This window comes from Leptolyngbya sp. UWPOB_LEPTO1, assembly GCF_017302695.1.
Lineage (GTDB): Bacteria > Cyanobacteriota > Cyanobacteriia > Leptolyngbyales > Leptolyngbyaceae > Leptolyngbya > Leptolyngbya boryana.
The window spans coordinates 12,867-36,413 of the sequence record NZ_JAFLCJ010000028.1; the positions used below are offsets into that span (position 1 = coordinate 12,867).

Annotated in this window: 23 protein-coding genes and 1 tRNA gene; 16 read left to right on the forward strand and 8 right to left on the reverse strand. The window is 47.7% G+C overall.

Annotated elements, in window-relative coordinates; all coding sequences use genetic code 11:
• Window positions 1-51: 51 nt before the first annotated feature.
• The 4 genes from J0L70_RS27570 to J0L70_RS27585 all read left to right on the forward strand — a co-directional run bounded on the left by J0L70_RS27570 (window position 52) and on the right by J0L70_RS27585 (window position 3,463).
• Window positions 52-1,314 carry a Sll1247 family protein gene (locus J0L70_RS27570; RefSeq protein WP_287456640.1) on the forward strand — a complete coding sequence of 421 codons (1,263 nt, stop codon included), beginning with the start codon at window positions 52-54 and terminating at the stop codon, window positions 1,312-1,314.
• 147 nt (window positions 1,315-1,461) lie between these two features.
• Window positions 1,462-1,641 carry a 30S ribosomal protein S21 gene (gene rpsU / locus J0L70_RS27575; RefSeq protein ID WP_017291035.1) on the forward strand — a complete coding sequence of 60 codons (180 nt, stop codon included), beginning with the start codon at window positions 1,462-1,464 and terminating at the stop codon, window positions 1,639-1,641.
• 108 nt (window positions 1,642-1,749) lie between these two features.
• Entirely contained in the window at window positions 1,750-3,210 is a 1,461-nt protein-coding gene (locus tag J0L70_RS27580) for a GTP-binding protein (RefSeq protein ID WP_287456641.1), read from the forward strand.
• Window positions 3,211-3,283: 73 nt separating this feature from the next.
• The gene (locus J0L70_RS27585; protein WP_190649595.1) at window positions 3,284-3,463 is read left to right on the forward strand and encodes a hypothetical protein; all 180 of its coding nucleotides are present in this window, start codon (window positions 3,284-3,286) and stop codon (window positions 3,461-3,463) included.
• Here the strand turns inward: J0L70_RS27585 and J0L70_RS27590 are convergent.
• Window positions 3,460-4,395 (reverse strand): serine hydrolase, encoded by a 936-nt coding sequence (locus J0L70_RS27590; protein ID WP_017291038.1) that lies wholly within the window; start codon window positions 4,393-4,395, stop codon window positions 3,460-3,462. The two genes, J0L70_RS27585 and J0L70_RS27590, sit on opposite strands and share 4 nt — an antisense overlap.
• 21 nt (window positions 4,396-4,416) lie before the next feature.
• Here J0L70_RS27590 and J0L70_RS27595 point away from each other — a divergent pair, with 21 nt between their 5' ends.
• Window positions 4,417-5,055, forward strand: a complete 639-nt coding sequence (locus tag J0L70_RS27595; RefSeq protein ID WP_287456642.1) for a C40 family peptidase — start codon at window positions 4,417-4,419, stop codon at window positions 5,053-5,055.
• A gap of 232 nt (window positions 5,056-5,287) precedes the next feature.
• Here J0L70_RS27595 and J0L70_RS27600 read toward each other — a convergent pair whose 3' ends face one another.
• The 4 genes from J0L70_RS27600 to J0L70_RS27615 form a co-directional block, all read right to left on the reverse strand.
• On the reverse strand, window positions 5,288-6,061 hold the full coding sequence (locus J0L70_RS27600) for a TerC family protein (RefSeq protein ID WP_017291040.1): 774 nt from the start codon (window positions 6,059-6,061) through the stop codon (window positions 5,288-5,290).
• A 147-nt stretch (window positions 6,062-6,208) separates the two neighbouring features.
• A complete protein-coding gene (locus tag J0L70_RS27605; protein ID WP_287456644.1) occupies window positions 6,209-6,688 on the reverse strand; it encodes a flavin reductase family protein in 480 nt (159 codons plus the stop codon).
• 109 nt (window positions 6,689-6,797) lie between these two features.
• Window positions 6,798-6,911 (reverse strand): photosystem II protein Y, encoded by a 114-nt coding sequence (locus tag J0L70_RS27610; RefSeq protein ID WP_017291042.1) that lies wholly within the window; start codon window positions 6,909-6,911, stop codon window positions 6,798-6,800.
• Window positions 6,912-7,005: 94 nt separating this feature from the next.
• The gene (locus J0L70_RS27615) at window positions 7,006-7,545 is read right to left on the reverse strand and encodes a gamma carbonic anhydrase family protein (RefSeq protein ID WP_017291043.1); all 540 of its coding nucleotides are present in this window, start codon (window positions 7,543-7,545) and stop codon (window positions 7,006-7,008) included.
• A gap of 122 nt (window positions 7,546-7,667) precedes the next feature.
• Here J0L70_RS27615 and J0L70_RS27620 point away from each other — a divergent pair, with 122 nt between their 5' ends.
• Genes J0L70_RS27620 through J0L70_RS27630 form a run of 3 tightly spaced genes read left to right on the forward strand, consistent with a single transcriptional unit; the run spans window position 7,668 to window position 10,023 of the window.
• Window positions 7,668-8,177, forward strand: a complete 510-nt coding sequence (locus tag J0L70_RS27620; protein ID WP_017291044.1) for a TIGR02652 family protein — start codon at window positions 7,668-7,670, stop codon at window positions 8,175-8,177.
• A 42-nt stretch (window positions 8,178-8,219) separates the two neighbouring features.
• Entirely contained in the window at window positions 8,220-8,633 is a 414-nt protein-coding gene (locus J0L70_RS27625; protein WP_268179691.1) for a VOC family protein, read from the forward strand.
• Between the two features lie 40 nt (window positions 8,634-8,673).
• Entirely contained in the window at window positions 8,674-10,023 is a 1,350-nt protein-coding gene (locus J0L70_RS27630) for an AAA family ATPase (RefSeq protein WP_287456646.1), read from the forward strand.
• Here J0L70_RS27630 and rsmG read toward each other — a convergent pair.
• Both rsmG and J0L70_RS27640 read right to left on the reverse strand, forming a co-directional pair.
• The gene (rsmG, locus tag J0L70_RS27635) at window positions 10,020-10,745 is read right to left on the reverse strand and encodes a 16S rRNA (guanine(527)-N(7))-methyltransferase RsmG (protein WP_287456647.1); all 726 of its coding nucleotides are present in this window, start codon (window positions 10,743-10,745) and stop codon (window positions 10,020-10,022) included. The two genes, J0L70_RS27630 and rsmG, sit on opposite strands and share 4 nt — an antisense overlap.
• Complete coding sequence (locus J0L70_RS27640) at window positions 10,739-11,410, reverse strand: ABC transporter ATP-binding protein (protein ID WP_017291048.1); 672 nt, start codon at window positions 11,408-11,410, stop codon at window positions 10,739-10,741. Before J0L70_RS27640 ends, rsmG begins: the two co-directional genes overlap by 7 nt.
• A 196-nt stretch (window positions 11,411-11,606) precedes the next feature.
• Between J0L70_RS27640 and J0L70_RS27645 the strand changes: the two genes are divergently transcribed.
• Both J0L70_RS27645 and J0L70_RS27650 read left to right on the forward strand, forming a co-directional pair.
• The gene (locus J0L70_RS27645; protein WP_287456648.1) at window positions 11,607-12,524 is read left to right on the forward strand and encodes a Sll0314/Alr1548 family TPR repeat-containing protein; all 918 of its coding nucleotides are present in this window, start codon (window positions 11,607-11,609) and stop codon (window positions 12,522-12,524) included.
• Between the two features lies 1 nt (window position 12,525).
• The gene (locus J0L70_RS27650) at window positions 12,526-13,041 is read left to right on the forward strand and encodes a DUF3531 family protein (protein WP_353736667.1); all 516 of its coding nucleotides are present in this window, start codon (window positions 12,526-12,528) and stop codon (window positions 13,039-13,041) included.
• Window positions 13,042-13,186: 145 nt separating this feature from the next.
• On the opposite strand, the gene J0L70_RS27655 is transcribed toward J0L70_RS27650, so the two are convergent.
• Window positions 13,187-13,257 (reverse strand) — tRNA-Gly (locus tag J0L70_RS27655).
• A 615-nt stretch (window positions 13,258-13,872) separates the two neighbouring features.
• Here J0L70_RS27655 and J0L70_RS27660 point away from each other — a divergent pair.
• The 6 genes from J0L70_RS27660 (at window position 13,873) to J0L70_RS27685 (ending at window position 23,544) form a co-directional block, all read left to right on the forward strand.
• A complete protein-coding gene (locus J0L70_RS27660) occupies window positions 13,873-17,799 on the forward strand; it encodes a non-ribosomal peptide synthetase (RefSeq protein ID WP_287456650.1) in 3,927 nt (1,308 codons plus the stop codon).
• Between the two features lie 71 nt (window positions 17,800-17,870).
• The gene (gene rplI / locus J0L70_RS27665; protein WP_017291053.1) at window positions 17,871-18,329 is read left to right on the forward strand and encodes a 50S ribosomal protein L9; all 459 of its coding nucleotides are present in this window, start codon (window positions 17,871-17,873) and stop codon (window positions 18,327-18,329) included.
• Between the two features lie 71 nt (window positions 18,330-18,400).
• A complete protein-coding gene (dnaB, locus tag J0L70_RS27670; protein WP_353736668.1) occupies window positions 18,401-21,079 on the forward strand; it encodes a replicative DNA helicase in 2,679 nt (892 codons plus the stop codon).
• An 80-nt stretch (window positions 21,080-21,159) separates the two neighbouring features.
• Window positions 21,160-21,921: a M48 family metallopeptidase gene (locus tag J0L70_RS27675; protein ID WP_017291055.1), complete on the forward strand. Its 762-nt coding sequence runs from the start codon at window positions 21,160-21,162 to the stop codon at window positions 21,919-21,921.
• A gap of 75 nt (window positions 21,922-21,996) precedes the next feature.
• Window positions 21,997-22,197, forward strand: a complete 201-nt coding sequence (locus J0L70_RS27680) for a hypothetical protein (protein ID WP_017291056.1) — start codon at window positions 21,997-21,999, stop codon at window positions 22,195-22,197.
• Window positions 22,198-22,455: 258 nt separating this feature from the next.
• Window positions 22,456-23,544, forward strand: coding sequence for a glycosyltransferase (locus tag J0L70_RS27685; RefSeq protein ID WP_026149000.1), 1,089 nt, complete (start codon window positions 22,456-22,458; stop codon window positions 23,542-23,544).
• Window positions 23,545-23,547: the final 3 nt, after the last annotated feature.

Genomic DNA, 23,547 nt, shown 5'->3' on the forward strand with positions numbered 1-23,547 from the left:
TCACATGACGCATTTTGTTCCTGAAAACTGGGGTTGAGGGCTACGGAAGTTATGAATACTGGGTCAATCTATCACGGTCGCAGCATTTCGCAAGAAGAAGAACGACTTTATCATCATCTTTTACACCTTGTTCAAACTGAGTCGCCGCATCGCCTGATTGAAAGATTTCGGCTCTTATTTATCGAAGGCACCGGATATCCTGATCCAGAACTTCAAAAAACCGTCGATCTCTTAATCCAATCTCCAAGCGCAGCGCAAAATTTCCGCTTCGTTCTCAATCGCTGCTGTCACATTTTGATCAATCGGTGGCAATCTCGCCCGCATCAGTACGAAAAAGTGGCGGAACTGATCAGCTTGTTCGAGTCTAAACCGAGCCGCCCGATTGCAGGAGATTTTTCGCGATCGCGCTTAATCAATCGACAACGACAAATCACTCAGGCTTTCCAGCATACCGAGCAATACCTGACCCTGAAACGGCTATCGAGCGTTCTTCTCCCCGAACTGACTCCTGCTGAATCGCAACCTTTCGGAACCCTAATTCGCCGTTACCCATATCTCTACGAGCATTGTCTTGTCACTGAAGGAACCCCAAACGTCCAAAAAGCCTCGATTCGCCAGCTTCAAGCCGAACGCCAGAAGCAGTTTGAACTAGATTTATCCAAATATGTCACGTACCAAGTGCGTCGAGCATCGAGCAACCGCGTGATTCATCCCGTCGAAAATCCAACGTTGTTAGATGATCGATCGCTCAGTTCAGCGTTACATCAATTCACGGGGAAAATTGACGGAAACTATACCTGTAAAGACGTTGCGAAGCGGTTTTCCGTGCACTGTCAGCAAGCCAAATCCTACAAGCATTTCAAAGCTGACCTGTACCACTATCTGACTGATGCAGTCAATCCAGCTTATGGAAATCGTCACTTCAATCAACAACTTGGGCAGTTTCTCAAACAGACCTATTCAGAAAGTGAAAACCAGCCGCTGAGCGATTTTCTGATGACGCGGACTTGTAGCCAATTGCTGAATTTCCTCGTCATTGACAGTCTGCAGCAACCGCAGCATTTTGTCTTCATCGATCTGCTCTCCAATCTGGGCGCAACTGCAACAACTCGTCTGCTGCTGCAAATTGTTTTACTCTGTCAGCGCGTCAAACCTTATCTAGAAAAGCGATTTTCAGTGTTATTCCATCACTATGAAGGCTACAGCCGCGATCGCGTTCAATGGCTGGTCGCGGCAATGGAAAACTTACAATTGGCACTGAGTACGAACTTCAGCGATTTAAATTTATGTCTTGTTCATCAACTCGTGCGCTGAAGACGAGAATTTGTGTTAACCTGCTCAATGGTAGGTAACTCATTCTGTCGGATGCTGTGCATACTCTGGTGTGGACAGTCATTTTTCGTCTGAGTCCGTTCAAAAAAGAACCATCACTTTCAAGAATTATTCTACTGGAGGAACAGCATGACCCAAGTGGTTTTAGGAGAAAACGAAGGCATTGATTCAGCGTTGCGCCGCTTTAAGCGCCAAGTCTCAAAGGCAGGGATCTTAGCAGATCTCAGATCTCACCGTCATTTTGAAACTCCGCTCGAAAAGCGCAAGCGCAAAGCGATCGTGGCTCGCCGTAATCGCCGTTACCGCTAAAGACCGGGGTCGATTCTTGCTTTTGAGAATCGATTTTTAATGGGCAAAGTTCGTTTCTAAACGGCGTTGCTAGGATGGAGAGAAGTGAGGATACTTCTCTGTGAATTTATGACTGACTCCATTTCCGATACGGGCAAATCTTTGGATCAGGAACTAGACGAAGCGATTTCAGGCTTTGATCAGATCCAGACCGAGTTAAATTATCGACAGGCTCAAGCAACGCTACGCGAGTTAGTTGAGAATCTAGATTTAACCGCCCAAGAGCGATCGGGTTTGGAGTCAGAAATTCACGGACTAGAGACGATGCTCGAAAAGCTTGATCGACTCGTCGTTCAAATCGCAGCTTTTGGTATGGTCGGGCGTGGCAAGTCCTCGCTCCTGAATGCTCTACTGGGGCAACAGATTTTTGAAACGGGCGCGATTCATGGTGTGACTCGATCGCAGCAGTCCGCGAATTGGAGTATTGAAAGTGAAGCGATCGCGGGCAGTGATCAAGAGATTCTGCGCGTGACGCTTCCAAGCGTAAATCGCTCTCAGATCGAACTGATTGACACACCCGGCATCGATGAAGTGCAGGGTGAAGCGAGAGAGGCGCTAGCGCGTCAGGCGGCTCAGCAAGCCGATCTTTTGCTGTTTATTGTGTCAGGCGATATTACGAAGGTTGAATTTCAGGCGCTTTCTGAACTACGAAATTTCGGGAAGCCCATGATTTTGGTGTTTAACAAGATCGATCAGTATCCCGATGCTGATCGTATGAGTATTTATCAAAAAATCCGAGATGAGCGCGTCAAAGAATTGCTTTCACCGGATGAGATTGTCATGGCTGCGGCTTCTCCCATGGTCGCTCGTGCGGTGAAACGTCCTGATGGTCGGATGTCGGCACAGATGATCCGACTTGATCCGCAGGTTCAAGATCTCAAACTCAAAATTCTAGAAGTCTTGCATCGAGAGGGGAAATCTCTGGTTGCCTTAAATTCGATGTTATTTGCCGATCAGATCAACGATCGCTTACTCCGACGAAAACTCGACATTCGTGAGCAGACGGCAAATCGCACGATCTGGAATGGCGTCATGACGAAAGCGATCGCCACGGCAGTTAATCCAGTCATGGTTCTCGATTTAATTAGCAGTGCCGCGATCGATGTGGCGATGATTATGAGTTTGTCAAAACTCTATGGGATTAGCATGACGCAGCAAGGCGCGATTAAACTGCTGCAACGAATTGCGATCGCGATGGGTGGCATTACAGCAAGCGAGCTTTTAGCCAATCTAGGACTCAGTTCGCTGAAAAGTCTACTAGGCTTATCGGCTCCCGCAACAGGCGGATTATCTCTCGCGCCTTATCTCTCGGTTGCAGTGACGCAAGGAGCAGTTGCAGGCGTTTCGACGTATGCGATCGGTCAAATTGCCAAGGTTTACCTCGCGAATGATGCCTCATGGGGGGCAGAAAGTCCGAAAGCGGTCGTGACGAAAATCCTCTCCTCATTAGACGAAGATTCGATTCTGAATCGAATTAAAGATGAACTCCGAGCCAAATTAGACCTGTCTGCCCGACAGCCTACTAAGTAACACGTGAAATTAACGATGTCAGGATGCTCGATCGCTCAGTTACGATGTTCTGAGTGTTTTCTTAATCCTGCGCATGATTCGACTCAATCAAATGATGATGGGTGTTTCCGTCGCCGTTGGCTGTCTGATTTTCGGGATGCAAACTACGCCTCAACTGTGGCATCAGTTCCAACTCTGGCGCAATCAAGGCGTATCTTGCGAACGATCGACCGACGACGGTAAAGCGACCTTTTACGGGCAAGACTGTCTCTAAATCTCTTGCATGGCTTCTGTCACTTGGCGAGCCACAAACGGCACAATCTCTTCATTATTGCTATGGGCTGTGCCTTCGGTAAAGACGACCAATAAATAAGGCTGCAAGCTTGGAACTTCTACATAAGCAGCATCATGACGCACTCGGCTCATCAAGCCTGCTTTTGACCACACTCCAGCATTTTGAGGCACACCGCCACCAATAAATCCAACGACTTGATTTTCCGGATCAGCTTCGAGATCAGCAGGATTGAGCGATCGCTTCAGCAGATCCATCATCTGCTGCGATCGTTCTGCTGTGACAGCAACACCGCCCACAATACTATGCAACAACCGTGCAGACGCGATCGTCGTTAACATATTCCGATTCTCAAAATTCTCGCCGTAAAAGGCTCTTTCTCGTCCATAAGGACCATCACACCACGTCTTCTGATTCACATTAATCGTCGTGAACTCCGACCAATTCAGCGATTGCAAATAGCGATTGACAATATTGCGCTGATATTTCCAGGTTTCAAAGGGTGCAGCAGGCAATTCAGGACCGCCTGTCGTTCCACTCAGCACATCGACGACTAATCCGGTCGCATCATTGCTGGAATCGACGATCATATCGCGCATGGCTCGATCGAGTTCCGCAGACGATGGGATCATGCCTCGTTCTAACCATTCATGGGCTGCGACTAAGTAGAATAATTTGACGACGCTTGCCGGATAAATATTCTCAACGCCCCGATAGGCAAATCCTCTAGGAGAGCGCTGCCAAAATTCTTCAGGACGAATTGCACCGCCAGTATTGACGAACACAGGCGAGTCATACACAATCCAGGTGATTGCGATCTGGTTGGGAGCAAGCGTCGGAAATGCTGCCCAAGTCGCTTGCAATACGCGATCGCCCAATGTTTCTAACCGTTCGTCTTTGTGGAAGAAAGTCATAGTCAGTGAAATTTTCGTCTTATGCAATATCGCACGATCGCGAATCTCAATCTCTACGATTCACCAGATTTAACGCGTCTGGCAACTCAATCGGCTCAAGGTCGTTACCTGCAAATTTTGTCGGAATCACCGCTCAAAGTCATAACCTGTGAGGATGAGTATCCAGGGTGGCTCGATCCGAATGATTTACAATTTTTAGAAGCCGTTGAAACGCCCTATCAAGCTCCCGTTTGGACAGAAGAGGAAATCCGAGATTGTATTCCTGAAGTGATTGCCTTTACTCAAGCAGCAATGGCTGTACCCAATGAGTATCTTTGGGGTGGAACTGTTGCTCCAAATTACGATTGTTCAGGACTAATGCAAGCTGCTTTTGCTTCGGTTGGCATTCGCTTACCCAGAGATGCTTATCAACAAGAGGCGTTTCTGCAACCTGTTGAAGATTTGATTCCAGGAGATTTAGTCTTCTTTGGAACGCCTGAGAAAGCGACGCATGTTGGGCTTTACTTGGGTGAGCAGCGCTATATTCACAGTTCTGGTAAAGATCAGGGGCGTAATGGAATTGGAATTGATGTGCTTTCGGCAGAGGGCGATCGAGTGAGCCAGACTTACTTCGCTCAGTATCGAGGTGCAGCCAGAGTGATTCAAAGCTACATTCCCTAAATCAAAAACTCCGGGCTTGGCCAAGCCCGGAGTTGTGAGATCTGGTTAACAGACAAAACGCTTGAATATCATCTTGACTGCGTTTCTGTCCCGCACCGGATTCAAAACCCGGTACTAACTGTGCGAACTCCCTCAAGGGACTCCCGAACCTAGCCAATGGCTCAGAAAGACAGTCTCTTCAGAGACTTTGTCCGACGATCACGGGGTTTCAACTCGTGCGGACTCGTGCAGACTATTCAGTTTCCGAAATGGCTTCTACTTTCGCTTCTACTTTTTCAGGTTCAGGTAGCGATTCAACAACATCCGGATTCCGTTTGGAAAATCCCCAAGCAAAGACGAGCGCGACGAGTGTAATCATCAACCATTCCGGTGGGACAAGCTGATCGTTCACCACCCGCAGAAGCAAGCGAATGCCCACAAACGAAACTGTGATATAGCCTGCATCTTCCAAATGCGTGAATTCTTCCAGCCAACCAATAAACAAGCCTGCCATAAATCGCAGTGCCACAATCCCGATCGTGCCACCGAGCAGAATCAGCCAAGTCTCTTGAGAAACCGCGATCGCAGTAGTCACACTGTCAAGCGAAAAGGCTAAATCCGTCAACGCAATCAACGGAATCGCCTGCCAAAGTGAAGTAAACCGCGGCCCATGATGCGCGTGTTCCTCATCTTCTTGAGACGTGAAATACTGAAATACCAACCACAACAGATAGAGCGCTCCCGCCAACTCAAACTGCCAGTAGCCAATCACCCAAGATGCAGCCAAAATCAGCGACATCCGCAAAACATAGGCAAAGACCAAGCCAATGTTTAAAGCTTGACGCTCCAACTTGAGATTTTGCAATCCCTGAGTCAAGGCTGCAAGTGCGATCGCATTATCAGCCGAAAGCACACATTCCAAAGCTACTAAAACGAGCAGCACCAGAAATGTTTGCGGGCTAAGTTGATCCGGAAAGTTCAGGTCTATCATGTCGAGAATTTCGTGCCAAATTGGCAAAGTAGACACTTCATTATCTACTTAAGTGTTTCAGTTTGCGACGATTCTGAGAGGTACGGAAGTCCGATCTAGGTGGAGAGTGGGGAAGTTCTTCTGCAAGTGCCCAAAAAAGCAATACAACTCTCTTTACTCCCTACTCCCCACTCCTCACCTCAATCAACCGCCATATTGCCAACCCGTATCCGCCAAATTCAAAGCCGCTCCCTCTCGATGCACCCCGGCTGCGATCACTTCGCCCACAAAAACGGTGTGATCTCCATGATCAACGGTTCCGACAACCCGGCATTCCACATAGCCGAGAGAGTCAGAAATAATCGGACACCCAGTTTCGCCGAGATAAAATTCCACATCTTCAAATTTGTTGCCCACTCGGCGCTGTGGCTTGAAAAACTTCTGCGCGAGTTCTTTCTGCCCGGCTTCTAGGAAGCTCAACGCAAACACACCACTCTTGCGGATCATCTGGTTCGAGCCAGAATCACTTTTGACGCAATTCACCACTAAAGGGGGCTTAAACGAACCTTGCATCACCCAACTTGCGGTAAACCCATTCACTTCGTCTCCATCTTTCACGCCACAGACATAGAGTCCATGTGGAATTTTCAGGAGCATTGCTTTTTTCGCTTGTTCGTCGAGCATTCAATCACCGTTGATTTCATCGATCGATAAGCTTAGCAAGGAACGCATAACAAAACCGACCCTCCTAGTAAAAGAAGGGTCGGCTGCAAACTGTGGGCAAAAATTCAGTCTACTTAGCCAAGAAACCTTTCACTTGTTGTAAAGCATACGGAAGAATCCGCGTTACTGCCCAACCGCCAGCCAAGATAATCGGAAATAACACGATCAGGATGCGAAGGTCCATAGTATTGCTCTCGCGTAATCAAATGTTTCAATATTGTTATATGTAAATTTTTAGCGCATTTAGTCCAGCTTTCAAAGCAGTTCTCTCAGGTAATTTACATTTGTTCATAAAAACCGAGATCTGTGCCTCGATTTGCGTGAACATAGGCGAGTTTTTCGTACTTCTGAGCATGTTCGATTAGGTGTTCGACTTCTTGATCGCTCAGCTCGCGAATCGGTTTTCCGGGCACGCCTACTACAAGCGATCGTGGAGGGATATCCTTTGTCACAACTGATCCCGCGCCGATGATACTTCCTGCTCCGACTCGGACTCCATCCAGTACGATCGCGCCAATGCCGATCAAACAGCCTCGCTCAATGTGGGCACTGTGAATTACTGCCCGATGTCCAACAGTGACAAACTCTTCTAAAAGGGTGATCTGACCGGGATCACCATGCAAAATCGCGCCATCTTGAATATTTGTACTCGCGCCCAAGCTGATCCGCTCGATATCCGCACGCACAACTGCGTTATACCAAATGCTTACGCCTGTAGCGATTTCGACATTGCCCAAGACTGTCGCATTGGGAGCCACAAACGCAGCAAGCGACAGATCAGGGGGATTCCAGAAATTTGGGGTAAAAAGAAATGACATTTCCAGCGAATTCACGGTGATAATGATTCTATAAACGTGCAAACAACGTGCAATCAACGCCAGTTATAATAATTTCACGATCGCGCCTCGCAAATACGAAATGATTTGAGTGCCCGTACTTCATGATTAATCCCAGTTTTCAATATCCAATTTTCGGCCCTGAAATTCAGTGTCCCCACTGCCGCCAAACGATTCCGGCTCTGACACTGACTGATACCTACCTGTGTCCGCGACATGGCGCATTTGAAGCAAATCCGAAGACGGGTGAGTTAATCCATTTGCAGTCCGGGCGGCATTGGCGACTTTGGAACGAAGAATGGTATCGCCAGCATACGCATCCCGATGGCATCCGGTTTGAGATTCACGAAGCGCTCGATCGACTCTATACGCAGGGCTATCGCGCGACTCGCGTGATTATTGCTCAGCGATACAAAGAATTGATTAGCACCTATCTAGAACGCAGTACACCTTGGCGGGGACAAGCTGATTCGCCAAAACCTCGACTCTATGGGCTTCCAGTCGAATTTAGTCCTGATCCAAAAGATGATCCCTGTTGGGACGTGATTAACTTTGATTTGGAAAAAGAACCTGGCGCACCTGTCCGGTATCCTTATTTCCGCCTGTTTGAATAACACTTTGTCTCATGAGTAACATCATGAGTAACACTTTGTCTCATGCATCACGTTTCGATTAGAACGGCTGACATTTTTCGCGCGATCGCGTTTTATGAGCAGCTTGGGTTCACTGTTGCTGAACGGTTCCAGACCGGCTTCACGTTGGCGTGTTGGATGGAAGGTTTGGGTGGACGGATTGAGCTACTGCAAATTCCAGAGCCGAAACCTGCGCCTGATGCGTTTCATGACGAGCATTACACGGGATATTATCATCTGTCATTTGAAGTGACTGAACTGGCAGATGATCTGCCGCAGTGGATTGAGGCGTTAACAGAAAAATTAGCCGCGCAAGATCAAGCATTGAATGTGCTCTTGGAGCCGACTCAGCAAATGATTGGTGATCGCGTTTACGAAGTGGCATTTATTTCTGATGCGGATGGACTCGCGATCGAATTTTTGCATCGCCTCAAGTGAAGTAGAGTACGATCACGGCACTCGATGGCTGTGATGTTTCATGCGTGCTGAACCTTTTCTTGATAATTGGGCGTATCTCAAAGTTGAATTAAATTGGCTAGAACGATTGCTTTTAACCGCAGTCGCACGACAACGCAAAGACACAAAAACGATTGAGCGCATCTCGCAGACAAAAGCAGATCGCGTTACGAGCCACTGGTGGAAAGGGGTTGTGAATTTTGAGGAAGTCATCGCTTCTGACTCTCCAGCCGACCGACGCAAATCTGCACCCACTGCAAGCTATCAACAACAATTAGACGCAAGAATTCAAGCGAGTTGGCAAAAAGGGATCGGGTTAGCTTTACCGATATTGTGCGATCGCTTAGAACTCAATCCGTTTGAAAAGAATGCGATTTTGATTGCACTTGCCCCAGAAGTGCATCGTCGATATGCGCAAATGTATGGGTATTTGCAAACGGGAGAAGAGACTCCCGAACGACCAACGATCGATTTAGTGTTGCGCCTGCTTTGTCGAACGGATGCCGAGTGGCGAATTGCGCGATCGAGCTTTCTCAGTTCCAGTCGGCTGATCCAATCAGGATTGATGACGGTCGAAGAACCCGATCAACTTTTTTTAATGCGATCTCTGAAGCTCTCAGAAGCGTGCGTCAATTACTTGCTGTCAGACGCAGCAGATTTTATGGAATTAGAAGAGTTATTAGAGCCTCAAGTCTCTGATGTCTTTGCGCGATCCGTGCCTCGCACGCCGATCGATTTAGTGCTTCCCGATCCAGTTTTAGAACAGTTGCAGCAAATCTGTAATCAAATTCAGTTCACGCCGCAGTTAAAGGCTTGGGGATTTCGACAATTGCCGGGTGTCAATGCTTTATTCATTGGTGCACCTGGAACGGGTAAAACGCTCTCGGTACAGTGGATCGCTCAGCAATTAGAAATGCCACTCACTGAAATTGATTTAGCGATCGTGGATCACCCTGCTGCGCTGATTGAGGATTTAATCGCTGAACCACCGATGGTGTTATTAATTAAATCGGCTGAGCGTTGGCTGAAGCGATCTGCTCCAATCGAGAAAGTAATTGAATTAATCAATTCTCGTCGAACTTTTACCTGCTTTAGTGTCAGGCATCGAATTGCAATGCCAATTGCATTGCGATCGCGCTTTCAATTCACGATCGAATTGCCGAAACCTGATGCGATGGCTCGTGTGCAATTGTGGAAACAGGCATTTCCGGCAGAAACGCCGCTGTCAGAATTCGATTGGCAAACTTTAGCAAAGCAGCATCGTTTGACGGGCGGAGAGATTCAAGCCATCGCCAAAGCTGCTGCAATTCAAGCGTTATCACAGGAGGCTTCGGAGATAACGCTTGATCATATTCTTCAGGTCTTGCGTTAGAGCGGTGTTTGAGTCGGAATCCCGATCGCTCTTGGAAATTCTCTCGGAGTTGGCTCGGTTTTGCGAATATATAAACAATGTCGAACGCCTTGAGTCAAAGGTGTTTCAAAGCGATCACACTCTTCCACTGCTCCACCCAATTGCTGCACCGCCTGATCGAGCGCGATCGCTTCTTCTTCTGTCCATTGACCTCGATAAAGCACTGCCAAGCCACCGACTTTCAACAGAGGCAACGCATATTCTGCACAGACAGGAGCGGCTGCCACTGCGCGAATCGTTGCGAGTTGGTAAGCTTCCCGATGTCCAGCAGATTGTCCAATTTGTTCAACGCGATCGCTGAGCAATCGCACATTGGTTAATCCTAAGGAGCGACTCGCATCCTGGAGAAAATTGATCTTTTTGCGGGTGGAATCGAGCAAGGTAACATTCCAACTCGGACGAGCGATCGCCATCGGAATGCCTGGAAATCCGGCTCCTGTACCAATATCGATCGCGCTTAACCGCGATTGAGTCACTTTCGGAAAAACACCTCTTAGCGAATCCCAAAGATGCTTTTCCCAAAAGTCAGACGGCTCTGTGATTCGAGTCAGGTTCTGTTGTTGATTGCCCTGAAGAATTAATTCATAAAAGGCTTGGAACTGCGATCGCTCCTGCTCACTCGGACACCAATTCAGAGTCGATTGCCACAGTTCATCAAACTCGGGCAGCGTTGCAACTAACATCCCACCCGCTCCAATTTCTGATCAACGAGATCCTGCGGCGAAACTTCTTTCAGTTCCCCGTGCTTCAACGTCCAACAGCGATCGGCAATTTCTAACATATCGCCAGCATCATGCGAAACCACAAGCAAACTCCAATGCGTTTTGAGCTTTGCTAATAATCGCACCAACTGTCGCCGAATCGACCAATCGAGTCCCGCAGTCGGTTCGTCGAGTAACAAAATACTCGGCTGACGAATCAGTTGTACCGCCAAGGCAAGCCTGCGCTGTTGTCCACCGCTCAACGCATGAGGAGCCGTCGAAAGGGGAAGATGATCTAAACTGACTTCTTGCAGAGCTTCGTGAATGCGATCGGAACTCAATTCCGGATGTCCCAACCGCAATTCTTCTAAAATCGTGCCGCCGCAAAAATGGCGCTCTGGAAACTGAAACACCAGTCCACAGAGTTGTTGCATATTCAAAAAATTTAATTCTTGTTCTCGCCAGACAATTTCTCCGCTCGTATGCTCTGCCAATCCTGCCAAAATCTCTAGCAGCGTACTTTTTCCAGAACCGCTTGGACCAACAATCAAACTGCATTGCTGAGGCGCAACTTCTAGATTGATCGATTTCAAAATCGGTTCGGGAGTAGCCGTCGGATGATAAGACAAGTCGCGCAGATAAAGCATGAATTCAGACAGTTAAGGGGCAAGGCTCTCCGCATAGTTTACCCAAGTTCAGGGTTTTCCGGATGGCTGTCTCTATTGTGGCAAATCAGTGAAAGGACAAGCGCCTAAACTACGCAGTTGTGGAATGCTACCTGTGGAACTTGCGATCGCATAAGATCGTCAGTTAAAGCTCTGATTGCATCGAGAAATCAAACATATGGTTATGGTGAAGTGGGTATCGAGTCGGCTGGCTCAAAGTCTAAGTGCAGCAGCATTAATGATGGGAATGTTAGCGAGTCCGTCGCTCGCGAAAGATCCGTTTAGAACAACCAATCCCCGCGCCATTAGCACGCAAACAGAATCGGCGTTTCGGGCAATGTTTGAGAAAGGCAATTACACCGAAGCACAGAAAATTCTCAGTCAGGCAGATGCAAATGAGCCGCTTGCTTTCGCAATGAAAGCGATGATTGCGTACATGAATTTTCAAGGCGAATCGAATGCGGGACGTAAACAAGCTTTGCTCAGTGAATTTCAGGCAAATGCAGATCAAACTCGCACCGTTGCACAGGCATTACTGAAATCTGACCCGCTGCGAGGCAATCTCTACATGGCAGCAGGCACAATTCTAGATGGCGGTTATATTGCTGCAACAGAAGGCACAGTCAACGGTGTTCCGAGAATTCTGGGTAGTCTTCAGCAGGCATTTGGGTATTTAGACGCAGCAGAACGCATTGATGCCAAAGATCCTGAGTTAAATCTGGTCAAAGGCATGATCGATTTGGCACTAGCAACGAATTTGAGTTTGCCGTTATCCAGTCCAAAAGATGCGATCGCGCGACTCGAACAAACTGCCCAACCGCGCTATGTTGCCGATCGCGGTTTAGCAGTGGGATATCGAGATCTCAAGCAGTTTGATAAGGCAATGCAGGCGATCGATCGTGCGATCGCAGCGGCTCCGGATAATCCTGAATTGAGCTATCTGAAAGCGCAAATTTTTGTGCGGCAGGAGCGCTTAAATGAAAGCGTGCCTTTATTCCAGAAAGCCTTGAATAAAAAGGCTCAGCTTCCGCCAGCCACGGCAAACCAGATTCAGCGAGAATTCAACCGAGTTCAACAACGCCTGAGCGGACGCTAGAATGAATTTTGGCATTCAGGCAGTTCAACTTTTACCCTGCCTGAATTCTGAATCTTTTATGCGTGTTGAGTTTCGAGAATTTGATCCGTTTAACGTCTGGATCTGGATTGAGTTTAATACTGTGCCTTCTGAAATGGAGAAGCAGTATGTAGAAGAGACGTTTAGTTCCTGGTTTTTCCTCGGAAAACTGGGCGGTTTTAATGCGGAAAATCTGCAAGTCCAAGATGTCGGGCTAGAAGTCAGCTATATGCCCTACGACGAAAGTACTGCAGATAACAGCATGATGGCAGTCATGCACAATATGAGCGATTTTGAGTATGAGGGCAATTGGGGACGCTGCTGGTTTGATCTCGGAACCAGTGATGCGATCGCAATCGATGTCTTGATTAATTCCCTCCGCCAACTGAGTAAGGATTTCGTCACTCTCGATCGGGTGATTGTCGGTGGAGAAAATGAAGACTGGCGCGTTCCGGGCAGTGGAGCCGGATTTGTCATGGAAGACAATCAGCGGAACTAATGCCTTGCTGAGTTAGAGCGATGAAGATACAAAGCAACAGAATCCTCTGTCAGCGAGTTTCGGCTCTGCTCAGTTCTCGGATTCTTGCGAACTTAGCCAGAGCCAATACCAATAGTCTAGGCAGTTGAAATATTCTGATTAAGAAAGCGGGCACCGGGAATCGAACCCGGATATCCTGCTTGGAAGGCAGGTGTTTTACCACTAAACTATGCCCGCGCGTTTCAGCGCTTAATTACAATAGCATCTCTTCTTAGCGATTTCAACAACAATCTTTCAAATTTCTTTTCAGATTTCAGACTTTTGTTGCTCAAGGAAGTGTACCTCTTACTCGACAGTATATTGCAATGCATTGAGTCTAGGCTTTCAATAGTATAAGAAATTTGAATTGTTCAAGATGGCGTTGGCTATCCTCCTTTTATCCAAAGGGATTGAGGGATTCGTCTAGGCTGTGAGCGACCTGCTTTGATCGTTTCACTGAGCCAAAAGCTCAGCTGCACGAAGACTCAATTCAGTAGAAACAGACACTTTGCTAATACTATAGACGAGGAAATTACAATCTTGTTATGATCCCAAGTAGTTAGATTCCTCACTTCATTGTGCTTCGCTGTCAACAGATTGGGGTTTCACATTATCAGGGTATGCCACTCTACCAGGGGCAAGCATTCACACCTAGGGCATACGCAAGGTTTTAATCAATTCACGTTCGCAGAGAAGACTCCTACCGTTTTAGATGAGGAGCAGTCTTGTGTGTGTATCGTACAGATTTGTGAGAGCGCTCAGTGTGATGTGTAGCCTGGAAACCATCCTTGAATTGACCTGCCCACGTAAGATATGCAAAGTTTGACTGTAGCCGATTCATCGACCCAAGTTTCATCCGGGTATCCGCTCTCCCAGCAGCAACAAGGACTCTGGTTTCTGTACCAACTTGCTCCTGAAAGCAGCGCTTACAACATTTATCAAACCGTTCGCATTCGAGGCGAGTTTGATTTCAATGCTTTGCAACAGGCTTGGCAGCAGCTTTTTGAGGCGCATCAAATTTTGCGATCGCGCTACCTTGACCTTAAAGGGCAACCCCGACGCATCATTGCTCCAGGCAGAATTCCTCTACGGTACATCCAGACTTCTGACTGGAGAGCGTCCACCTTAAAGTGCCAGATTTTAGCTGAAACTGCAAAACCCTTTCGACTCGAAACAGAACCTGCGATTCGAGTTAGCCTGTTTGAATGCAGCCCGCAAGAACAGATTCAAGTGATCACGATGCACCACATTGCAGGAGACATGTGGACATTTGATCTGTTGATTCAGGAATGGCAGCAGCTCTATCACGCAAAACCCTTGCAGAAGCAGCAGGTTTCTTATCCTGACTATGTTCAGTGGCAGACGGAACTGCTGAGAAGCGATCGTGCAAAAGACTTACTTAACTTCTGGCAACATCAACTTGCAGGCGATCGACCTCAACTCGATCTGCCGAGTAAGCCTCGTATTCTACAGACTGAGCAAAGCGGCATTCAGTCGTCTCCGATGCCTCAGCAACTCGTTCAAGCCCTAAAATCTCTGGCTCAGGCTCAAGGGTATAGCCTGTATCGAGTTGTATTGACTGCTTTTCTAGTGCTGCTTTATCGCTATACAGAGCTAACTGATTTAACGATCGGGACTGCGATGGCAGGACGTTGGGGCGAGGAGCAATTTCGAGAGATGATCGGGTACTTCTCAAATATGCTTCCTTTGAGAGTGCCCATACAAGGAGAACTATCATTTGACAGGCTTTTGCAGCAGGTACATCAACGTGTCACTGAGGTACAAGCTCATCAGGATATGCCGTTTCAAGAGCTAGTCAAACAGCAGCGGGGAGAGTTGTTCTCGGTGACGTTTACTTGGCAGAAGCATCGTTGGTTGAATCAACTCGGTGAGGGGCTGCACCTCGAACCGTATTTACTAGAGCATCAAGGTGGAGCAACCTTTGATCTCGATTTGCAAGTGGTCGAGGCAGGAGATCGCTTGAATGTTGTTTGGCAATACAATGCCAATCGGTTTGAGGACAGCACGATCGCGCGCATGGCGCAGCAGTTTGAGACATTGCTCGAAAGCATCATTCACAATCCCCAAGAGCGGATTTCTCACCTGGCAATCTTGCCCGTTCAGGAACAGCATCGGCTGCTTGTAGAGTGGAATGCAACCGCACAGTCTTTTCCATCAGGTTGTGTGCATGAATTCATCTCAGTTCAGGCTGCAAAGACACCGAATGCGATCGCCGTCGAATTTGCTCAAGAACAGCTTACTTATCAGGAACTCGAACAGCGATCGAATCAGCTTGCCCGTTACTTACAAGCAAAAGGCGTTCGGTCTGAAAGTTTAGTTGGCATTTGTATGCCGCGATCGATTGACTTTATTGTGGGGATTCTCGCCATTCTCAAAGCAGGCGGGGCGTTTGTTCCCCTTGATCCAACCTATCCGAAAGAGCGTTTAGCATTACTGATTTCAGATGCTCAAGTGACACTGCTCTTAACGCAGCAAAATTCAATGACTGAAATTGATTCGCCTGTCATTGATGTCGAGAGTACACAAGAAGAAATTCGATCGTTCAGTTCAGCAGCCATTCATAGCACTGTCAAGCCTAGCGATTTAGCTTATGTCATTTACACCTCAGGCTCAACCGGAAGACCGAAAGGCGTCATGATTGAGCATCAGAGTATGGTGAATCATCATTTTGCGGTGATCCAGGAATATGAGTTGCAAGCTAGCGATCGCGTTTTACAAGCTTCTGCGTTGAGTTTTGATATTGCGATCGAGGAAATCTTTCCCACCTTAATGTGCGGTGCAAGGTTAGTTCTAAGATCTCCTGATTGTCTGCTTTCTACGCAGCAGTTTTTGCAATTTATTAAAAGTTATCAAATTACAGTCCTCAATCTACCGACCGCACTTTGGCATCAAATTGTCTATGCGCTGGCAGAACTGAGGTTGCACTTAACGCCTACCGTTCGATTAGTCGTGGTCGGTGGAGAGAAAGCCTCGCGATCGACGTATATGACCTGGTTAGAAAAAGTTGGGCAGCATCCACGCTGGATCAATACCTATGGACCAACGGAAGCAACGGTGATTGCCACACTTTATGATCCGCTCCGTTCAGGATTTGATCAAGCGGAACTTTCGATCGGCAGTGCGATCGCCAATACTCAGACTTATGTTTTAGATGCGCAGATGCAGCCCGTTCCCATCGGAGTCACTGGAGAACTGTGGATTGGAGGAGTAGGCGTTGGGCGTGGCTATCTGCGTCGTCCTGAACAGACCAGAGAAAGATTCATCGAACATCAGTTTCCCGGACTGCCGAAAACTCGACTGTATCGAACAGGCGACTTAGTTCGATACCGCGAAGACGGCAAGCTTGAATATTTAGGCAGAAATGATGATCAGATCAAGATTCGAGGATTTCGGATTGAGCTAGGAGAAGTCGAATTTCAACTCATGCAACATCCTGCAATCACCACTGCGATCGTGCTTGCCCAAAATCAGCAACTCATCGCTTATGTGATTCCTCAAGCCTGTGTTGAACCTACGCAATTGCAGCAGTTCTTAAAGCAAAGACTTCCGAGCTACATGATTCCGAGTGCGTTTGTGGAATTAGAAACTTTTCCAATGACCCCAAACGGGAAAGTCGATCGCAAAGCACTGCTAAAAATTGCACCGTCAGTGCCGACCAGAGAGATTGCTCTACCAGAAACGCAACTAGAGCGTCAACTGGCTCAAATTTGGCAAGAGGCGTTGCAGGTTGAACCGATTGGATTAGATGATGACTTCTTTGATCTAGGCGGACATTCGCTCTTGATGCTGCGGTTGGCAGCAAAAATCGAGCAGGTTGTAGGCAAATCCGTATCAATGTCACTGCTCTATCAAACACCGACGATTCGACAATTAGCAACCGCGATCGCAGGTGAACCTCCTGATTTGTCAACCGATTTGATTCGATTTCAGGCAGGAGAACCCGAGCGATCGCCGTTATTTTGTATTCCAGGAGCACTGGGAACCTTTCGAGTATGTGAGGGCTTACGGGCACATCTCGATCCGCGCGTGCCCATTTATGGCATTCAAGAAATAGCCATGACTCGAAAAACAACACTCGAACAGATGGCAAGCCATGCGATTCGAGAAATGCAGACATTACAACCCGAAGGTCCCTATTACCTTTTGGGCTACTCGATGGGCGCGATCGTCGCCTATGAAATTGCTCAACAGCTTCATGCTCAAGGACAATCGGTTGCCCTACTTGGCTTGATTGGACCTGGAAATTTAGTGACGCTGCCCAAGTGGTTGTCTGTGCTCCACAACTTTCCCCAATTGCAGTTGCTGCTTGAACTCCTGACACGCTGGAATGCTTATGGGATAGAGATACGATCGCTAAATTTTGTCGATCGAGCTTGGCTTTTCTTCAAAAAAGCGAGTTGGAGCATCAAATTAGTCTTGAGAAGAATGCTGTTTGGGATACTGGAAACGGTGACACAAAGCATTGACCCGCGCTATCCCCAGTACGATCGCATCGCTCAGCGCTACCGTCCCCGCCCCAGTGCATTTCCCGTGCAATTATTTCTGTCGGAAGATGAGCTTGATCCGCCCGATCGCTGGGTCAGTTGGCGAATGCTGGCAGAAGACAAATTAACGGTACATATTTTGCCGGGAGATCATGTCACCTGTATCGACAGATCTGCGATCGCGCAACTCGTCAAAAAAATTGCTCATCTGCTGCCGCCCCCAAAAGCTGTATGATCCAATTTGCCTGCTCTCCGGTACAATGGAATATTTGTGCGGAAACAGTTGAAAACTGAGAACAAATTATTATGGCGAAGCGGATTCAGCTCGTCCTGACGCAGGACGTAAGCAAATTAGGACGGATGGGAGACTTAGTCGAAGTCGCGCCGGGATATGCAAGAAACTATCTCGTACCCCAAGGAAAAGCAACGAACGTCAACCCTGGAATTCTCAAGCAGGTCGCACGTCGTCGTGAGTTGGAAGAACAACGTTTGGCTGAATTGAAACAGCAAGCGCTCAAAATCTCGGCAGCGATCGAAGCTGCTGGCGGATTTGATATTGCGAAACAAGTCGGTGAAAACGATGCGATCTTCGGAACCGTAACGAACCAAGATGTCGCAGATGCAATCCAAGCAAAGACCAATCAAGAGGTCGATCGCCGCACGATTACACTGCCGGAAATTCACAAGATTGGAGAATACACCGCTCACGTGAAATTGCACCCCGACGTGACTTCTGCAGTCGTGATTCGAGTTGTTGCAAGCTAGTACTTAAATACTAAAAACTTGCTAAGATTAGAAATGCCTGTATATTGGGGGGTTGAATCCGCAGTTTTTGATTGGATTCAACCCCTCAATACATTCGCGCTCCTTCTACCCGCCCCCGCATCATGGTTCAAGAGTTTAGTTTTCAACCTGCAAACGATCGGATTCCGCCCCAAAATTTAGAAGCTGAAGAGTCAATTTTAGGCGGAATTTTGCTTGATCCTGAAGCGATTACGCGCGTGCTGGATATTCTGAAAACCGAGATGTTTTACAGTAGTGCGCATCAGGAGATTTATCGAGCATGTGTCGCACTGCATCAGCAGGGATCGCCGACCGATTTGATGAGTGTGACGACTTGGTTAATCGATCGAGAATTTTTAGACAAAGTGGGCGGGCAGTCAAAACTGGTGCAACTCGTCGATCGCACCGTGAGTGCCGTCAATATCGATCAATATGCACAGTTAGTGATTGATAAATATTTGCGGCGGAGACTGATCAGTGCTGGACATCAGATTTCACATTTAGGGCATGAAACCTCGAAAGAGTTAGAAAAAATTCTCGATGAAGCTGAACAAAAGGTGTTTAGCATTACCCAAGTCAGACCGAATCAAGGGTTAGTTCCGACTTCGGATATTTTGACAAAGACATTCTCAGAAATTGAAGAACGATCGGCAGGCATGGCGTTACCAGGACTCGCTTCTGGTTTCTATGATCTTGATGGCAAAACTCAAGGCTTTCAGCGATCGGATTTGATCATCGTTGCAGGTCGCCCGTCAATGGGAAAATGCCTTGCTCACGACGCAGAATTAGTGTTAGCAGATGGCTCTATCTCAACGATCGCAGAAATCTATCAAAATTGCCAAGCCCAATTACTCACCCTCAATGACAATTGGAAGTTTTCGATCACTGAACCTTCTGCCTTTGTCGATGACGGAATTAAGCCTGTTTTCCGAGTCACAACTCGCTTAGGTAGAACCGTCGAAACAACGCTAAGTCACCCCTATTTGACTTTAGATGGATGGTTGCCTTTAGCTCATGTGAAAGTGGGCGATCGTATAGCAGTTCCACGCATCCTTGACGTTTTTGGGACACAAACCCTTCGAGCTTGTGAAATTAAGCTGTTGGGCTACTTAATTGGAGATGGGTGTCTGACGAAAGGTTCGCCAGAGTTTACCAACATCAATCCATTGATTCAAGCTGATTTCGTTGAAGCGGTATCTGAATTTGGTGATTTACGCGTTCAGAAAACCGATTCTAATGGCACACGAACCCCGTCTTTCCGAATTGCTTCAGCATCGGGTGGCGGTCATGGAAGTAACGCACTCACGAGCTGGCTGAGAACACTGAATCTTTACGGCAAATCCGCGCACGAAAAAACGATCCCAGAGCCAATTTTCCAATTAACGCGGTCGCACATTGCACTTTTCCTGAATCGGCTTTTTGCAACAGACGGTTGGGCAAGTGTTTTGGCAAGTGGACAGTCTCAACTCGGCTACGCAACAGTTAGCGAGAAATTAGCTCGCCAGATTCAACACTTACTGCTGCGATTTGGCATTATTGCAAGACTGAAATTGAGAAGGGTGAAATATCAGGGCGAGCGGCGGTTAGCTTGGCAACTTGATATTACCGATGCTCGATCGATTCAAACATTCATCACAGAGATCGGCATTTTTGGCAAAGAAGCGGCATTACTTCAGGTTGAAGCTGCGATCGCGGTTCGGAAATACCAAACAAATCGTGACTTAATTCCGATCGAAGTTTGGCAACAGCTTGAAGTCGCGCGGCAGGGCGAACCTTGGAGCCAGCTTGCACAACGGGCAGGAATTGCAGGATCTTCCAATATTCATGTTGGAAAACGCGCCCCGACGCGCGATCGCCTCATGACTTTAGCGACTGCGCTTCAGCATCCTCAACTTCAAGAACTTGCCGACAGTGATGTTTATTGGGATGAGATTGTCTCAATTGAATCAGTTGGCGAAAAGCAAGTCTACGATTTGACGATTCCAACAACCCATAACTTTGTCGCAAATGACATCTGTGTGCATAACACTGCCTTTTGTCTCGGTTTAGGGCGGAATATTGCGGCTCAATACAAGCTTCCTGTCGCTGTCTTTAGCTTAGAAATGTCGAAAGAGCAGATCGTGCAGCGCTTACTCGCAAGTGAGGCAAGAATTGAGAGTGGAAGATTGAGATCGGGAAGAATTGCTCAACACGATTGGGAGCCTTTGAGCAATGCGATCGGGCAACTTTCCAATTTAAGAATTTTCATTGACGATACCCCCAATATCAGCGTTGTCGAAATGCGATCGCGCGCTCGTAAACTGCAAGCTGAGCAAGGCGGCGCACTCGGAATGATTCTCATTGACTACCTGCAACTGATGGAAGGGAATGGCAGTGAAAATCGCGTTCAAGAACTGTCTCGAATTACGCGCGCCTTAAAAGGTCTTGCTCGTGAGTTGAACGTGCCCGTCATTGCGCTCTCGCAATTAAGTAGAAGTGTAGAAGCGCGCGCTGATAAACGCCCAATGATGTCAGATCTACGCGAAAGTGGTTCGATCGAGCAAGATGCCGACCTTGTGATGATGCTCTATCGCGACGAATATTACAACCCAGACACTCCCGATCGCGGCATTGCAGAAGTGCTGATTACTAAACATCGCAACGGACCCACTGGAACGATCAAGTTGCTCTTTGAGCCACAATTTACTAAGTTCTTGAATCTTGCGGTCTCGAATCGATCGACCTACGAATAAAACCCGCCAACTTACTGATTCAAATCCGTGAGAATCCAGTAAGATAAGTGACAGATTCGGAATCGCTATCACGCCTACCAATGGTTGAGTCAAGACTGATTACTGGTCAGCTTGTGGAACTCCCCAAGTATCGAGTTCGAGAAAGCATTAAAGCAAAACACGTCAGCCTAAAAATGACGGTGCAGGGCGGCTTAGAAGTCATCATTCCTCGCGGATTTGACCAAAGCCGTATCCCGGAAATTTTGCATACCAAACAAAGTTGGATCGAGCGCACGATTGGGCGGCTCGAAGCCCAACGGCAGCAATTGTCGATCGACCCCTGCCCGCCTTTGCCAGAGCAAATGATCCTCAGAGCGATCGACCAAACTTGGGAGATTGACTATCAGCCAACTGGCTTCTCGCGGGTCACTCTGACTGAAAAGGGCAAATCCCGCCTGATCTTGCGCGGCAGTACTCACAACGAAGACCTCTGCAAAGCACTACTCCAACAGTGGCTCGCCCATAAAGCGTATCAGAGGCTCGTGCCCTGGCTCTGGTCAGTCAGCCAAGAGCTAGAACTTCCGTTTCACAAAGCCTCGATTCGCGGACAAAAAACTCTTTGGGCAAGCTGCTCGCAACAATACAACATCAGCTTGAACTACAAACTATTATTTTTGCCCCCGGCACTTGTGCGATATGTCTTTGTGCATGAGCTATGTCACACCATCCATCTCAATCACTCGCCGCGATTCTGGGCACTTGTACAGGAAAAAGATCCCACCTATAAAGCGATCGACCAAGAACTCCGACGCTCGAGTCACTATGTCCCCGGATGGTTAGAACCGAGTGGAATCAAGGAATAAGTCGCTCTTTTGATAGGGGATGAAACCGACTCGAACTTTATACGATGCGGAGGTTCTTCATCCCCGTCATCGAACATGACCGAACCCACTGAACGTCTGCCCAGTCCAACGAACGACACCCCTCCAAAGAAACAGAAGATTGTCAATCCCGATGATCTCGTTTACCGAGGTGGCACAGATGCCGATCCCAGAGAACTCGTTGAAAACCCCGCTGTCACGCCGGAAATGTTGAATGAACCCGGCGATCTTAGAGATGATTTGCTGGAAGAAGATTAACGCAACCATGACTTTAGACCTAGGTTTTGACGAAAAGTGATCTCTATCACAGGAAGGATGAATCAAGCTTCATGATAAATTTACAGTTGGCTTCAGCCCGTAACTTTGCCGTGCTAGTTCATTTTCGTGACGATTGCGCATTCATGCTAAGTAGAGATGTTCGCTCGTCTCCGCTTGGCAATATTGTTCCACGATCAACACTTTGAACTTCTGAATGCGCTGGCTCCTCAGATTGCTTGTTGTCTTATCTGGCGTGTAATGAAAGTAGCCCTAGTTCATGACTATCTAACGCAAAAAGGTGGTGCAGAGCGGGTCTTTGAGATGCTGTGCAAGCGCTATCCGGATGCAGATATCTTTACATCGCTATATGAGCCGGAAGCGTCGATCGACTTTGGCGATCGCGAAGTTTTCACCACCTATTTGCAAAAAATCCCCCAAGCCTCTCGCTACTTCAAACTGCTTGCCCCCCTTTATTACTCTGCATTTCGAGCACTCGATCTGCGCGAATATGACTTAATTATCAGCAGCACAACCAGCTTTGCAAAAGGTGTCAGAAAGCGCCCCGATGCAAAGCACATTTGTTTTTGTCATAACATCACGCGATTTCTCTGGGACACGAAGACCTATCTGCGCGAATACACCGCTTATCGCCGCTTTATGCCCGTCATTGAACAAATCTTTCGGGCAATGCGCAAGACCGACTTGACCTATGCACAAGAGCCGGATGTTTACATTGCCAACTCTCGAACTGTGGCACAGCGCATCGAGCAAATCTATCAGAAGCCAGCGCAAGTGATCAATTGCCCGATCGATACACAAAAGTTTGCGTTTTCTAGTCAGAAAGAAGACTTTTACCTCGCTTCGGCACGATTAGTCAGCTACAAACGCCTAGATGTTGTCGTTGAAGCTTTTAACTGGTTGGGGTGGAATTTATTGATTACGGGAGATGGACCTGAACGCGATACGCTAGAAGCACGTGCAATGCAGAATGTTCAATTTTTGGGGCATGTCAGTGATGCAGAACGCAGGCGGCTTTTATCTAAATCTCGATCGGTGATTGTCATGGCATTGGAAGACTACGGACTCGTTCCCGTCGAAGCCAATGCGAGTGGAACTCCCGTCATTGCTTACGGGGAAGGCGGTGTGCTCGATACCCAAATCCCTGGGATCACCGGAGTCTTTTTCAATTCACAGACTCCTCACGCGTTGCATCGAGCGCTTTTGCAAGCTCGATCGATGGAATGGAACTATCAAACGATTCGAGACCATGCTGTGAGTCGGTTCTCAGAAGATGTTTTCTTTCAATCGGTCGATCAACTCATCTTAGACGTCTGTGGCACTGGGTAAGTC